Here is a 15,238-nt window from a genome sequence, read left to right as displayed (position 1 = left end):
TAGATTTTTAGTTATAAGAAGCGGCTGTAGTTTATCATGAAAAATAAGCAGAATGCTAATTTAGGCATTTTTGGGTGATTTTTTTTCTTAAAATAATAAACCGTATTTTTTTTGTTAATTTGATGTATCAAAAAAAGTATATTTTATGGATATCAAAATCCTTCATATCGATAGCAATCACCCTTTGCTTTGGGATCAATTGCAAAATTCTGGATTTATAAATCATAGCGATTATACATCATCAAAAGAAGAAATCGAAGCCAAAATTCAAGATTATCACGGAATTGTTATTCGAAGCCGATTCAAAATTGACAAGACTTTCTTGGATAAAGCGACTAATTTGCAATTTATAGCTCGCGTTGGAGCAGGATTGGAAAGTATTGATTGCGAGTATGCGTTGTCAAAAAACATTACACTTATCGCTGCACCCGAAGGCAATCGTAATGCTGTGGCCGAACATACCTTGGGAATGATTTTATCTCTTTTTAATAAATTAAACCAAGCGGATAGTGAGATACGATCGGGTCATTGGAACCGGGAAAGCAATCGCGGTTACGAATTGGATGGAAGAACAGTTGGCATAATTGGTTACGGAAATATGGGGAAATTATTCGCTAAAAAACTCCGTGGTTTTGATGTCGAAGTGTTGTGTTATGATATCCTGGAAAATCTGGGAGATGCCAATGCTAAGCAAGTTTCTTTGGAGGAATTTCAACAAAAAGTAGATGTTGTAAGTTTGCATATTCCGTGGACACCACAAACGGATAAAATGGTTGACAGTGATTTTATCAATGGGTTTGCAAAACCATTTTGGATTATAAATACCTCTCGTGGCAAGAATATCGTTACCGCTGATTTAGTGTCTGCCATGGAATCCGGGAAAATACTTGGAGCTGGTTTGGATGTTTTGGAATATGAGAAATTGTCTTTTGAAACGCTGTTTCAAGATAAAAATACGCCGGAGGCTTTTCAATATTTATTGCAAGCCAAGAATGTGATTTTGAGTCCACATATTGCTGGTTGGACATTCGAGAGCCACGAACGTTTGGCACAAGTAATAGTTGATAAAATTAAGGTAAAATATTTTGGTCAAGCCAAAGTTACAGAGCCGGAGAAACGAGTTACTGGAATTGGCGGTTTCTTCTTCAAGTCTAAAAATCCAAAAGAACTTGTGGCTTGGTACGGAAAGCATTTAGGTTTAAAAACCGACGAATATGGTTCTGCTTTTTGGTGGAAAGATAAAAATGGGAATGATTGTTCTACCCAATGGTCACCGTTTGCAGATGATACTACTTATTTTGCGCCAAGCGAAAAACAATTCATGCAAAACTTCAGAGTAGATGATCTAGAAAATTTATTACAAAAATTATCCGCTGAAGGTGTAACAATTGTAGGGGATGTGGAGACTTATGATTATGGGAAATTTGGTTGGATTTTAGACATCGAAGGAAATAAAATCGAACTTTGGGAACCAATTGATACAGCATTCCAATAATTTTTATATTTTTAATCACTGAAAAACAACCTTATAACAATCAATCTATGGAAAATTCGAAACATGAAGAATGGAATAATCCACAACCAGTTCAACAAGACAATAAAAAACTTGCAGCAGGACTGCTTGCTATTCTTTTGGGACCTTTCGGGATTCATAAATTCCTTTTAGGGTACACTACGGAAGGGATTATATGGTTGGTAATTAGTTTGTGTACTTGTGGAACAGTAACAGGTATATTAGGAATAATTGAGGGAATCATATATTTAACAAAATCAGACGAAGAGTTTTATCAAACGTATCAAGTAGGCAAAAAAGGTTGGTTTTAAAACATAAAAAATCCCGATTTTTTCGGGATTTTTTATATAATCTGAAATCTGAAATCAATCTTCCTTTTCACTTAGTTTTCGTTCCAGTTCTTTCTGAAACTCTTCCATAACGGGCTTCATCGTGCTTTCTGGAATGTCTGCAATTCGAATGTACATCAATCCGTCAACGGCATTGTTAAACAGCGGATCCACATTAAAAGCGACAACTTTTGCATTTTGTTTGATGTATTTTTTAATCAAAACAGGTAAACGCAAACTTCCTGGTTCCAATTCATCGATAATTTTATCAAACTTATTTAAATCTGATTCGGCTTCGTCAAAAATGAAATCCTTATCAGCATCTTTTAGTTTTACTTTATAGGCTTTCTTTGGGTGAATGTATTGCGCAATATACGGGTCATAATAATTCGATTTCATGAATTCAATCATCAGCGATTTTGAGAAATCTGAAAATTGATTACTGATACTCACGCCTCCCAGTAAATATTTATGCTCTGGATAACGCAACGTGGTGTGCATAATTCCTTTCCAAAGCAAGAAAAGGGGCATTGGTTTCTGTTGGTATTCTTTGATGATGAAAGCGCGGCCCATTTCTATGGATTTGTGCATCATATCATGTAATTCTGGTTCAAATCGGAAAAGATCGTTGAGGTAAAAACCATTTATTCCGTATTTCGGATAAATTTCTGATCCTAAACCCATTCGGTAAGCACCGGCAATTTTATTGGCATCGCTATCCCATAAAAACAGGTGATGATAATATTGATCATGCTTGTCCAAATCGATAGATTCGTTTGTTCCTTCGCCCACTTCTCGGAAGGTAATTTCTCGAAGGCGACCAATTTCATGCAAAATATTAGGAATTTTGGATGCTTTAGCAAAGAAAACTTCATAGTTTTTACTTTGTAACAGTCGGCAATCGGTACTTCGCAATGCATCAACTTCGGCAATCATTTTCTCACCATTGGCAGGAGTAACAATTTTCTTCGGACTTTTTGGAAGTTTTAAAGTTGGAGTTGGTAAAAAAGGACTCTCTTTTTCAAAAGGATTCGCAAGCATGTACGTTTTCTTTCTCAAAAATTCTGAATATTCCTCTAGTGTTGTGAACTCGTTTTGCTCACTTACCGAAATAGGTTTGCCAATACGCACTTTTATCACACGATGCTTTTGACTGAACACTTCCGAAGGCAGTTTTGCAGTTCTAAAAGTGCCGCTTATTTTAGAAAGTAAATAAAATAATCGGCTGTTTTTGGCATGAAAATAAATGGGAACAACAGGGACCTGAGCCTTTCTGATCACTTTGATAGCGCCTTCCTCCCAAGGTTTGTCCACCATTAATTTGCCGTCTTTATACGTAGAAACTTCTCCTGCAGGAAACATTCCCAACGGTTTTCCGTCACTTAAATGACGTAGTGTTTCTTTTATTCCTACCACGCTAGACTGGGTATCCTTATGATTTTCAAAAGGATTTACCGGCATGATGTATTTTTTGAGTGGTCTGATTCGGTGTAAAAGAAAATTGGCAATAATTTTGAAATTAGGTTCTCTGTCAAGCATTAATTTCAATAATAAAACACCGTCAATTCCTCCCAAAGGATGATTTGAAATCGTGATGTAAGCACCTTCTTTTGGTAGACGTTTTAAATCCTCTTCCGGAATTTCGAATTTTATTTGTAAATCATCTAATATTCCGTTCAGGAAGTCAACATCTTTTAAATGTTTGTTTCTATTGTAGACTTTGTTTAAGGTAGAAATCTTTAGCACCTTCATCAGCATCCATCCGGAAAAAGTACCCAGAACTCCGTACTTATCTACATTTATCGCTTTTGCAACTTCTTTGGCGGTTACTAAACCCATTTATTTATTGTTTTTAGAGCAAGTAACAAAGATAGCAAAAAACTCCATTTTCTCTATTTTTCTGAATCAAACTTCTACTTTTTTATTATATTTGAAACCCACAGATAAACAATATGATTTTTTCCGATAAAATAAAAAAGTGGGTTCCTGACAACTTTAGGCTAATATTAATTTATCGAATCAAACTCAAAAAAATACTTTAATGAGAATTATTTCATACAACGTCAACGGAATCAGAGCCGCCATTTCAAAAGGATTTATAGACTGGTTGCAACACGCAAACCCGGATATTATTTGTCTTCAGGAAATTAAAGCAACTAAAGACCAAATCCCAGTTGAAGACATTGTAAAAGCAGGTTATCCGTATCAATATTACTATTCAGCTACCAAAAAAGGATACAGCGGCGTGGCCATTCTCTCTAAAATAAAACCCAATAATGTTGTTCATGGAACCGGAATTCACCACATGGATTTCGAAGGAAGAAACCTTCGGGCTGATTTTGATGGGTTTTCTGTGATGAGTTTGTACTTGCCATCGGGGACAAATATCGAGCGATTAGACCATAAATTTATGTTCATGGATGATTTTAAGAATTACATTGACGAACTCAAAAAAGAAACGCCAAACCTGATTATCTGCGGTGATTACAACATTTGCCACGAGGCAATCGACATTCATGACCCAATCAGAAACAAGACCGTTTCTGGGTTTTTACCTCAAGAAAGAGCCTGGCTGGACGGATTCATGAAGTCCGGGTTTGTGGATAGTTTCCGCCATTTCAACAGTGAGCCACATCAATATTCGTGGTGGAGTTACCGTGCAGGAGCAAGGGCAAACAACAAGGGCTGGCGTATCGATTACAATTTAGTTAGCGATTCCCTAAAACATAAACTCAAAAGAGCCGTTATCCTTCCAGACGCAGTGCATTCAGATCATTGTCCGATTTTAGTAGAAATGGAGTAATCATCCTGAGCGGATCCCCAAATTTCGGGAGAAGGGAGGAGCTATTTCCCGCTATCCGTTGCAAATGAAATTCACTGAACACCGAAATAAAATATTAACTTGGTGAAGTAATCTTTTTAGTCCTGAACTTGTTTCAGGATCCTGAAACAAGTTCAGGACTAAAAAGGATTTTCACTTTTATCGGGGCTAGGGCATCCCAATATAATTGCGTTTTTGCTTTCAAAACAACAATAGAAATAACATTAAAATACCACGAAAAATGATAAAAAGAGTTTCCATCGGATTAGTAGTACTGGCACTTTCAACCTCATGTGTATCCAAGAAAATATACAATGATTTAGAAAGTAAGTTTGCCGATTTAAAAAAAGAAAACAGAAGCATTTCTGATGAGAATGCCGATTTACTAAAAGCTAAAAATCAGTTAGAACTAGATCGTGACGCTTTAAAAACAGATTTGAGTAAATCAAAATCAGAGCTGGATAAATTGAAAGCAGATTATGCGGCGGCTCAAAATAAATTCAAAGTCTTGCAGGATTCCTATGCCGCTTTAGAAAAAAACAGTAGTGATGCTTTGCAAAGCAACATGAAGAAAAACCGTGATTTGCTGGAGCAATTAGACGAGAAAGGGAAAGCTTTGGCATTAGAACAAGAACGTTTAAACAAAAGCGCACAGCGTTTAGATGAACTGGAATCTTTGATTGCTGCCAAAGAAGCCAGCATGAAAAAACTAAAAGAAACATTGTCAAAAGCCTTAAATAGTTTTGAAGGAAAAGGATTGACAGTCGAACAAAAAAACGGAAAAGTATATGTTTCTATGGAGAACAAACTACTTTTCAATTCTGGAAGCTGGGCAGTAGGTTCCGAAGGGAAAAAAGCAGTGATTGAAGTAGGAAAAGTTTTGGGAGACAATCCAGAAATTTCTGTTTTGATAGAAGGTCACACGGATGATGATGCATTTACGGCTTCAGGGCCAATTGCGGATAACTGGGATTTATCCACAAAAAGAGCCACAGCAATAGTTGCTATTTTGAGTGAAAACAAGAAAATCAATAAGGAAAACCTAACCGCTGCAGGTAGAGGAGAATTTTCGCCATTAGCTAGCAATTCAACTGCTGACGGAAAAGCTAAAAACCGTAGAATCGAAATTATTCTTACGCCAAGATTAGATGAAATCTCTAAAATGTTGAATGATATTAATTAAAAAAGGGTCAAAGGTTCAAAGATATAAAGGTTCAGAGTTTTTACTTTGAACCTTTTTCTTTTGAAACATACCTTTGTATCTTTGCGACTCTGTAACACTGAACCTTAAAAATGAAATATACTACTTTACCGAATACCGATATAAAAGTCAGCAAAATTTGCCTTGGAACCATGACTTTTGGACAACAAAATACAGAAGCTGATGGTCATGCCCAAATGGATTGTGCTTTAGAAAACGGAATCAATTTCTTTGATACCGCCGAAATGTATTCTGTTCCAGCACGTCAGGAAACCTATGGAAGTACGGAGAAAATCCTTGGAACCTGGTTTAAAAAAACAGGCAAAAGAGAAGAAGTAGTTCTGGCTTCAAAAATTGCGGGACCGAATCCTAATTTTACCTACATGCGCGAGAAAAATGATTTTTCGCCTACGAGTATCAAGTTTGCATTAGACCAAAGTTTGCAACGCTTACAAACCGATTATATTGATTTATACCAATTGCATTGGCCAGAACGTAAAACCAACTTTTTTGGGCAACGTGGTTTCAAAGTGCAGGAAGATGCTTGGGAAGATAACATTCACAACGTTTTGGAAACCTTAGACGGTTTTGTCAAAGAAGGAAAAATAAAACATATTGGACTTTCTAATGAAACGCCTTGGGGAATCATGCGTTTTCTGGAGGAAAGTAAATACCATAATTTACCAAAAATAAAAACCATTCAAAATCCGTATTCATTATTGAACAGACTTTTTGAAGCGGGTTCCGCTGAAATTTGCATGAGAGAAAATGTGGGTTTATTGGCGTATTCTCCAATGGCTTTTGGTGTTTTATCCGGTAAATTCCTGACCGGCCAAAGTCTTCCAAATGCGAGAATCAATTTATTTCCACAATTTTCAAGATACAACAGCGCACAATGTACCGAAGCTACTCGATTGTATCAGGAAATCGCCAAGAAAAATGGACTGACCTTAACGGAAATGTCTTTGGCATTCATAGAACAACAACCGTTTGTAACCAGTACCATTATTGGCGCCACAACATTGGAACAATTAAAAGAAAATATTGATACGATTCAAGTATCACTTTCGGATGAAATCTTAAAGGCGATTGATGAAGTTCAAGCTGTAATTCCGGATCCGGCACCGTGAATTAATAAACCATTTTTTTGTCATTGCTTCGCCAGTTCGGGGAAATCCCTCGTGTCCGACGAAGGAGGAATCCCATTACGTGAGATTCCTCCTTCGTCGGAATGACATTTCTTTTTACAATTTCCAATAATTAAAGATCAAATTCTTCATCTACGACTAATGAATCCACTTTTATTTGCATCGAATCTTGTACTTTAAATTTAATAAAAGATTTTGCAGGTCCGGAAATGAGTATGGGTAGCGACTTGTAAATAGTGTCGTCAGGACTCAAAAGCCCTCTTCGGAACATAATATTTGTTAAGAAAGACTCTTGTTTTATCGCAAAATCTTTCAACATGCCTTGGTCGTTGAACTGGTACATGAATTTTTTAGGACTTGGAATAATTCGGGCGAGGTACAAGCATTCATTAAGCGATAACTCCGAAGGTGCTTTCTGGAAATAAAATCGACTTGCTTCGCCAATTCCATATACATCTGGTCCCCATTCGATGATGTTAAAATACACTTCGAGCATGCGTTCCTTGCTTACGATTCGGTTGTTCTCCAGAATGTACACCAGTAAAATTTCTTCCAGTTTACGTGAAACTGTTTTTTCCCGACTCAGAAAAACATTTTTTACCAATTGCATACTAATAGTGCTGGCACCGCGTGAAAATTTTTTGGTTTTTATATTTTTTACGATGGATTGTTTGAATGCCTCGTTGATGAAACCACGATGTGAAAAGAAAGAAGGATCCTCTGTGGTCAAAACGCATTTTCTTAAATAAGGGGATATTTGGTATAAAGGTGTATAGTTCGGATTGACTGAACCAACTAATACCGGGCGTTGCAACACATTTTTTATAAGTGCCCGATAAACAAATTCTCCATTGAGTTTATTCAGATTGGCTTCGCCGTATTTTGTAATTTTTAGATTTTCTTTATTCAATTTGCTGTCAAAAACCAGTTGATTGGGTTTGTTTTTATTGAACATAAAATCTAATTTGTAATCGAAATTACCGTTGGCTTCCATTCCTTGAAAATGGGTGAATAAACCATCAGGAAGCGAAGAGATAAAGTCCTGCGCTTTCATTTTTGGGATGGCCACTTTGAGTTTGTAAATGGTATCTTCCTCGGTTTCGTAAGCCAGATAAGGATGAAATTTTATTTTATTGAACTGAACCGTCGAAGTACTGTCTATTGAAATAAAATCAGAACCCAATAAGAACCGGTAATCAAATTTGGCATTTTTTAGGATTACATCTTTGCTGGCAATTTTTTGATGATTGATTTTTAAATTGGTAATAGCCATAAAACCATCAATATGTAATTCATCGCCATCCTTATCTATGTTTTGAATATTCAACCGAATGGAATCAAAGCTCGATTTCAGATTGTAACGCTCGTCAAAATAAGGTACTTTGATAGCACCGGTATCAATATTTACGAAACGAATATCGGCTTTTTTATTTCTTGGATCTGCAAATCCTTTAATTTTCCAACGCTGTGTAAAGGTATTGGTTTGAACTTTTATCGAAGTTTCAAGTTGCTTATTGACCAATCGCAATTTTTGGAAATTGATGGTCGCTTTTTTTTCATTATCATTTAATCGAAAAGAAAGATTGTCCAAAACCATATCGGTTGGAACTAAATTTAGTGCTTTAGAGATGATTCTGTAGGTAAATTGAGCGTAGTCTCTTTTTTCGTTGTTTATTTCTGTTTGGTTGTCTTTTTTTAGAAAAGCATCAAAATTTCTCACTTTCCCTTTCTTTACTAATTGTATAAAACCATTCTTGATTTCTAAAGTTCCAAGTTGAAGATTGCCTACTGCTAATTGCCATAAATTGACACTTGTTTTCAATTTTTGTATTTTAAAAAGAGTATCTGCATTTTTGGGAACTAACACTATATCGGAAAGGTTTACACCTGAGATTCCGTCAAAAGAAGCTTTTTTTACTGAAAAAGTACTGTTGTAATCAATTTCCATTTCATTGGAAACTTTGGCAATAGTCTGCCGTAGAACCGCGTCACGGAATAGGTAAAAAGCAATAATTAGGGCCAAAAATAATACACTAAGTATTTTTGCCGCTAGAATTATTTTTTGTTTTCCGGTTTTCATAAACAGTTTGATAATTGATAAATTGGGATTGCAAACCTAAGATAAATTTGGTTTGCAATCGATATCTATAAAGAAAAGGAAAATATTCTTAACGGAAATAGTTTTATGTTTTCTTTAGAATTTCGATTAGATTTCATTCTCTTTTAAAGGCATAAAAAAACTACAACCTAAAAGCGTTGTAGTTTCTAAATTATTTTATGGCAGCTAAATTAGCTTTTTGGCTCTGGTTCTTTGTATTCAAATGGGTTATAGAATCTTCTGACTTTAGCCACAATCTCATTTAAGGTCATTTTATCGGCTGTTTCCACTGATTTCAGTTTTCCCGGTTCAATTAAATTTTCATCCATTAATTTTTGTTCCAATCTTGTTTTGGTTTGTGCCGGACCAAAAACAATGAGTTCGTCCGATTTTTTAACATAAGACAGAACTGATTTTATAAAATAATCCAGCTCTTGCTTTTTTCGGTCATCAAATTTTTTGTCGCTATCGCCATGATGACTTCCCGAAAAAGTCCCTTTATTGCCTTCTTTGTTATGATAAACGCTGTTTTCAACATCAGAATCTATTTCGGTAATTTTTTCTGTATCACCATCAAGAGCAACAATTATTGCTTTTGAGGAGTCTATCCAAATGCCAGTTTGTCTTTTCATGTCTTTGATTTTTTATGTTAAAGTAGATTGTTTTAAAACAGCTTTATTTTGATTCAACAACGGTAATAGTTTTAATCGTATTTTATTGTATCAGAATAGCACTTAGTTGACTTATAAAAACATGTTCTGATCTGTTTTTTTCTAAAAAAGAATTTGCAATGGTATTTGCCGTTTTTAAAATTAAGGTAATAACCTCTGGTGTAAACAAGTGCTGATGCTCTTTTCTGAAAATTTTAAAATCAGGAATCACTTGTTCAGTATCCCATTTGTTAGCCAAAAGCCAGTCAAAAACAATTTCGATTTCATAGGCTGTGTCGTCACCAAATTCATTAAAAGTATTTTCAAACGGAAGCCATTCTGTCTTTACAATTTCTTTGAGTTGCGCGATTTCTTCTTTACGAATGGTTTTGTCTATGGCCGCAATGCAGTAAAACACTTTTCCCAAGTGTTCATAGAGACGAGTCATAGTTTGGTGTGATGGTTTCATTTTTCAATCTTTAGATAAAAAACAACACATAAATTTACAACAAAATAATGAATCTCATTCCTGATTTTAATTTTTTATTAAGTAAGATTTTGATTTTATTGAATATAATCATTTGATTTTCAATTAAAATAAAAACAATTATTTTAATTAACTTGGAGTAATTATGGCTTTTCTTACTAATTATAAAAGTATAAAAAAAGAGAGGGTACCATATAAATGATACACTCTCTTTTATGGAAATAACAAATTACTATTTTTTTGAATATTCTTTTTCTAAAAATAAGTAGCGGGCATCATTTTCCGCTCTTTTTGATTTTGAATTGACATCAATAATCATGATTTCTGGATTTTCTTCATTTTTTGCCGTTGGCCAAACAGGAAGTTTATCACCGTTTGGATTTCCTGTTTTAATGAAGTTTGCAAAAAAGTTCATCATCGTATCAGAGACTTTGAAATCATCTTCTGTCCAAGCATAATTTGTATTGGTTGCTAAATTTCCCATCGCATATTCTATTTCAGCAGAGTGAACAGCTCCTTTTGGTTTAGGTGCTTTTGGAATATTTTTGTCTTTTTTAATGACGCCACCTGCAAGACCTGCTTCTAGTTCATTGTCGCGCATTTCTGGTCTGGGATGTGTGTAATAATAGCGATATACAGGTTGTGTGCTGTTTTTTCGATGTAAATCGAACCATTTCCAAGTGCTGTAGGCAATAAATCGGTCGCCGGCCAGATCTGTGGCGGATTGCTCCGTTACTTCGGGAGTTCCTGCGGGATATAATTTTAAGACTTCCTCGGCTTTATTGCCATATAATTCCTTGATTTTTTGCGTATAATTTTCATTGTTCAGATCTTTTTCCATCATTAAAGCACGGTAGTTCATCTCCTCTGAATTCCATCCCAATAGTAAAGGAATCATGGCTTGTTGTTTGGCTTCAAAAATTTCGGGTAAAGATTTTGGTAAAAAATAACCGTCAATAGTAGTTTTGAAAACACCTAAACTTGTTCCGGCTGATTTTTGATATAATTCAAAAGTAGACATAGTGCGAAGTTCTTTTAATGATGAAGCTCCGATTTTTTTAGCAAATTCAAGACCTGTTTTTTCGCCTTCGGCCAAAGGAACCGGAGATAAGGTAGGAAAAATGGAACCGCCACTTTCGCCAATAGCCCCTGCAATAAGACCTTTTGATAATGGAGAAGCCATTTGAGCGCTTACGGCAATAGAACCTGCCGATTCTCCTGCGATGGTTACGCGTTTTGGATCACCTCCAAATTTTGCAATATTGGCTTGTACCCATTTTAAGGCGGCATTTTGATCTAATAAACCATAATTTCCCGAAGCGTGATTAGGAGATTCTTTGGTCAGTTCCGGATGAGAGAAAAATCCCCAAATCCCTAATCTATAGTTTACGGTTAGCGTTACAATTCCTTTTTTTGCCATATTTTCGCCATCATAACGATTTTCTGAACCATCACCGGCGGCAAAACCACCACCGTAGAAATAAACTAAAACCGGGAGTTTTTCATTGGCAGATTTGGCGGGAGACCAAACATTAAGATATAGGCAATCTTCGCTTGTGCCATCACTTCTAAAACCCATATCGCCAAATATATTGGATTGGATTGCTCTCGGTCCAAATTTTTTGGTTTGTTTTATACCTGTCCAATTCGTTAAAGCTTGAGGAGCTTTCCAGCGTAAATTACCCACTGGTGGCTGTGCAAAGGGAATTCCTTTGAAGCTTTGAATATTCGTTTTTACATCAAATTCACCTTCAATAATTCCGTTTGAAATGGTTGTCTGAACAGGGAAAGCATTTTGATTTTCGGCATGTTGCGCTTTGGAAAAGAAAGGAATTGCCAGTAGCATTAGTCCAATGCATTTTATTTTTAGATTCATAATTTATTGGATTTTATCGTTTAATGTTATTAGTTTTCATAAAGGATAAATAGTTACAAGTAAAAACTAAATAATACATTCATTTCACTTATTTCCTGAATTCTGTTATAAATCTAGAATTCATTCGGGATTATAAAGTTGATTATGACAGTCCGCAATATGTTCCAAAGGATAAAATATGGCACACAGATAACACGGATTGAATGGATTTTGCACAGATTTAAATAACTGTTTGATTCACCAAGTAAAAAAATCCGTGTAAATCGGTATAATCTGTACAATCTGTGGGCTAATATTTATGCTTTATAAATGTACAAACGACGAAAATTGTATTCGAAATGATTTTAGTCCGCATTACGGATAGTCATAAAGTTGATTATGGAATGCTTTGGTCAATGTCTTTTTAAAGAGATAAATGCAATCCTACCCAAATAATTCGCTTGCAATGTCTTCAATCTTTGCGACTAATCGAATTTTAATTGCTGTATTTTTCAAGGCAATTTTATTGTATTTGGATACAAAAATGGTAGAAAACCCCAATTTTTCAGCTTCCTGAATGCGCTGGTCCACACGGTTTACAGGACGAATTTCACCAGAAAGTCCCACTTCTCCGGCAAAACAAAAATCTTTATTTACAGGAATATCTTCATTTGATGATAAAATAGCCGCTACAACAGCTAAATCAATTGCGGGGTCATCTACAGAAATTCCTCCAGTTACATTGAGAAAAACGTCCTTGGCTCCCAAGCGAAAACCTGCTCTTTTCTCTAAGACGGCCAAAATCATATTCAGTCTTTTGGCATTGTAACCCGTTGTGCTGCGCTGTGGTGTTCCGTAAACAGCTGTACTCACTAAAGATTGAATTTCAATCATCAGCGGGCGCATTCCTTCAAGTGTAGATGCAATCGCAGTTCCGGATAATTCTTCGTCCTTATGTGAGATTAATATTTCCGAAGGATTCGAAACTTCTCGCAAACCATTCCCTAGCATTTCATAAATACCAATTTCAGCAGTAGAACCAAAACGGTTTTTTAACGAACGTAAAATGCGGTACACGTGATTTCTGTCGCCTTCAAATTGTAAAACGGTGTCGACCATGTGTTCCAGGATTTTTGGTCCGGCAATGTTTCCGTCTTTGGTAATATGACCAATAAGAATCACGGGAATGTTAGTTTCTTTGGCAAATTTTATCAGTTCGGCAGTAGTTTCCCGTATTTGAGAAATACTTCCCGGAGTAGATTCAATATAATCGGTATGAAGCGTTTGAATGGAATCGATAATCACAATTTCAGGCTCTATGGCTTCAATTTGTTTGAAGATATTTTGGGTTTTAGTTTCGGTAAGAATGTAGCAATTGTCTCCGCTTGGCGTGATTCTTTCGGCACGCATTTTTATTTGTTTCTGACTTTCTTCGCCCGAAACATACAAGGTTTTATAAGGTAATTTTAAGGATATTTGAAGCAAAAGTGTGCTTTTTCCTATGCCGGGTTCGCCGCCTAAAAGAATGAGAGAGCCGGGAACTATTCCACCGCCAAGTACCCGATTGAGTTCGCCGTCAGTTGTGTCCATGCGGATTTCCTGAGTCGAATCAATTTCGTTTATTTTTAATGGTTTTGGTGCTTTATTACTAGAAGCGGATTCACTCTTCCAAGCCACTTTTTCTTGTTTTTGAATGATTTCCTCCGCTATGGTATTCCATTCTTTACAGGAATTGCATTGCCCTTGCCATTTGGCATATTGCGCTCCGCAGTTCTGACAAAAAAAAGTAGTTTTTACTTTTGACATTATTTTTTTGGTATTAGACTTTTCATATCATCATATTTTTGATACATCATGTCTTTGGTTAAACTGCCAATCTCTTCCAATTGTGAAGCTGTTTGATATGATTTTGCCGCTTTTTTAGCGTCACCCATTTTTTCATACATAAGCCCCAATTCATAATTGGCAAGCATGGATTTCGGGTAATTTTTCTTGGCAATATCAGATAACTTATCCAATTCCGGGTATGCTTTATTTTTTAGAATAGCGGCTTCAATTGCCTTGAAATCGTTTATTCGAATAGGGATTTTTAAGCCTAAATTTTTGGACATAACATCGTATTTATTCGTCAAATAATCTACATAACCAGCTTGAAGTACAGCAATTTTTTCTGTGTATTCGGTTGATGAAATAGGTTTATAGGAATCAAAAAAATGATACAAAGCATTTGGTATAGAATAAAGTACGAGTGAATAATGTGACGCTCCTTTAAAATTATCAAATTTGTAATTGATTAAAGGATTGGTAACCAGTTTCATATTCTCGTCTAATTTTTTTATAGGCTCCTGAAGCTTTTTCACATCGCCATCTCCAGTGGATTGATAATAAAAAATGGGTTGTTTTAGATTTGAAAGTTTTTCAGAAATACGATTTTCCATCTCAGGAGCAAGTTCTGGACTCAAAGAAATGTAGGCATTAAATAGTGGCACATCTTTGTACAGGAAAAAGTTCAAATAACCAGCTGTGGTATCGTGTCCCGCAATCATTCGGAATGGGGCGATATGGTATTTTTTTTCAAGGTAGGGAAGTAATTCACCGCCAATAAATTCGAAGAATTTTGCTCCTTTTCCTGAAGGTACACCATCTGCCGCATCATAATCGCTGTCGGCTATTCGCTCGTCTTTTTTATTTTGAGTTATACCAACGATTATAGTTTCTGGTAAATCATCCCAATAAGCACCGTAGTTTAAAGCACCATAAAAAGGATCGAACAGGTAATCTCCATCAAGCAAAATGAGTAATGGATATCTTTTGGTAGGATTTTTTTCATAGGATGGGGGTAATCCAATTGTGATTTCTCTACTTTCACCTAGCTTATTTGAATCGAATGGTTGCGTTGTTTTTTGAGAAAATGCTGTAATAGAAAATAGTAATAAGAGTAATACTTGTTTCATGATTCGGGTGTTTTAGAAATTAAATTTATTCTAAATGGAGTAGCAATATAATACTTTTATTTGCTTAAAAGAACAAGAATAGGTAAAGAATGGAGACGTATTTTGGCTTTTTTACAAAATTAAGTATGTTCTGTTTGTGTAAAATAACGTAGAAATTTTTAGTCACTGATTCGCTGATTTCA

Annotated in this window: 12 protein-coding genes and 1 pseudogene; 6 read left to right on the top strand and 7 right to left on the bottom strand. The window is 35.6% G+C overall.

What is annotated here, in order from left to right; translation table 11 throughout:
- Positions 1-145: 145 nt before the first annotated feature.
- The 3 genes and pseudogenes from FNW38_RS03845 to FNW38_RS03840 all read left to right on the top strand — a co-directional run.
- Positions 146-1,084 (top strand): annotated as a pseudogene (locus tag FNW38_RS03845) (2-hydroxyacid dehydrogenase); the annotation flags it as partial.
- On the top strand, positions 1,058-1,495 hold the full coding sequence (locus tag FNW38_RS17960; protein WP_394344745.1) for a VOC family protein: 438 nt from the start codon (positions 1,058-1,060) through the stop codon (positions 1,493-1,495). The pseudogene FNW38_RS03845 and the gene FNW38_RS17960, both read left to right, overlap by 27 nt.
- A 47-nt stretch (positions 1,496-1,542) precedes the next feature.
- The gene (locus FNW38_RS03840) at positions 1,543-1,824 is read left to right on the top strand and encodes a TM2 domain-containing protein (RefSeq protein WP_143387128.1); all 282 of its coding nucleotides are present in this window, start codon (positions 1,543-1,545) and stop codon (positions 1,822-1,824) included.
- 54 nt (positions 1,825-1,878) lie between these two features.
- Here FNW38_RS03840 and FNW38_RS03835 read toward each other — a convergent pair whose 3' ends face one another.
- A complete protein-coding gene (locus FNW38_RS03835) occupies positions 1,879-3,681 on the bottom strand; it encodes a GNAT family N-acyltransferase (protein WP_143387129.1) in 1,803 nt (600 codons plus the stop codon).
- A gap of 202 nt (positions 3,682-3,883) precedes the next feature.
- Here FNW38_RS03835 and FNW38_RS03830 point away from each other — a divergent pair, with 202 nt between their 5' ends.
- The 3 genes from FNW38_RS03830 (at position 3,884) to FNW38_RS03820 (ending at position 6,994) form a co-directional block, all read left to right on the top strand.
- Positions 3,884-4,645: an exodeoxyribonuclease III gene (locus tag FNW38_RS03830; protein ID WP_144064479.1), complete on the top strand. Its 762-nt coding sequence runs from the start codon at positions 3,884-3,886 to the stop codon at positions 4,643-4,645.
- A gap of 259 nt (positions 4,646-4,904) precedes the next feature.
- On the top strand, positions 4,905-5,846 hold the full coding sequence (locus FNW38_RS03825; protein ID WP_143387131.1) for an OmpA family protein: 942 nt from the start codon (positions 4,905-4,907) through the stop codon (positions 5,844-5,846).
- Between the two features lie 110 nt (positions 5,847-5,956).
- A complete protein-coding gene (locus FNW38_RS03820) occupies positions 5,957-6,994 on the top strand; it encodes an aldo/keto reductase (RefSeq protein ID WP_143387133.1) in 1,038 nt (345 codons plus the stop codon).
- Positions 6,995-7,124: 130 nt separating this feature from the next.
- Here the strand turns inward: FNW38_RS03820 and FNW38_RS03815 are convergent, their stop codons facing one another.
- From FNW38_RS03815 to FNW38_RS03790, 6 genes are all read right to left on the bottom strand, one after another.
- Entirely contained in the window at positions 7,125-9,092 is a 1,968-nt protein-coding gene (locus FNW38_RS03815) for a transglycosylase domain-containing protein (protein WP_143387134.1), read from the bottom strand.
- Positions 9,093-9,301: 209 nt separating this feature from the next.
- The gene (locus FNW38_RS03810; RefSeq protein WP_144064478.1) at positions 9,302-9,742 is read right to left on the bottom strand and encodes a hypothetical protein; all 441 of its coding nucleotides are present in this window, start codon (positions 9,740-9,742) and stop codon (positions 9,302-9,304) included.
- Positions 9,743-9,824: 82 nt separating this feature from the next.
- A complete protein-coding gene (locus tag FNW38_RS03805; RefSeq protein WP_143387138.1) occupies positions 9,825-10,229 on the bottom strand; it encodes a hypothetical protein in 405 nt (134 codons plus the stop codon).
- A 250-nt stretch (positions 10,230-10,479) separates the two neighbouring features.
- Positions 10,480-12,123 (bottom strand): carboxylesterase/lipase family protein, encoded by a 1,644-nt coding sequence (locus tag FNW38_RS03800; RefSeq protein WP_143387140.1) that lies wholly within the window; start codon positions 12,121-12,123, stop codon positions 10,480-10,482.
- Positions 12,124-12,546: 423 nt separating this feature from the next.
- Positions 12,547-13,908 (bottom strand): DNA repair protein RadA, encoded by a 1,362-nt coding sequence (gene radA, locus FNW38_RS03795; protein WP_143387142.1) that lies wholly within the window; start codon positions 13,906-13,908, stop codon positions 12,547-12,549.
- Positions 13,908-15,056 (bottom strand): alpha/beta hydrolase, encoded by a 1,149-nt coding sequence (locus FNW38_RS03790; RefSeq protein ID WP_143387144.1) that lies wholly within the window; start codon positions 15,054-15,056, stop codon positions 13,908-13,910. Before FNW38_RS03790 ends, radA begins: the two co-directional genes overlap by 1 nt.
- Between the last annotated feature and the right edge of the window lie 182 nt (positions 15,057-15,238).

The organism is Flavobacterium gawalongense, assembly GCF_007097265.1.
In the GTDB taxonomy this organism is placed as follows: domain Bacteria; phylum Bacteroidota; class Bacteroidia; order Flavobacteriales; family Flavobacteriaceae; genus Flavobacterium; species Flavobacterium gawalongense.
Note: the sequence above shows the minus strand (reverse complement) of the source record. Positions and strands in the feature narration are given on the sequence as shown.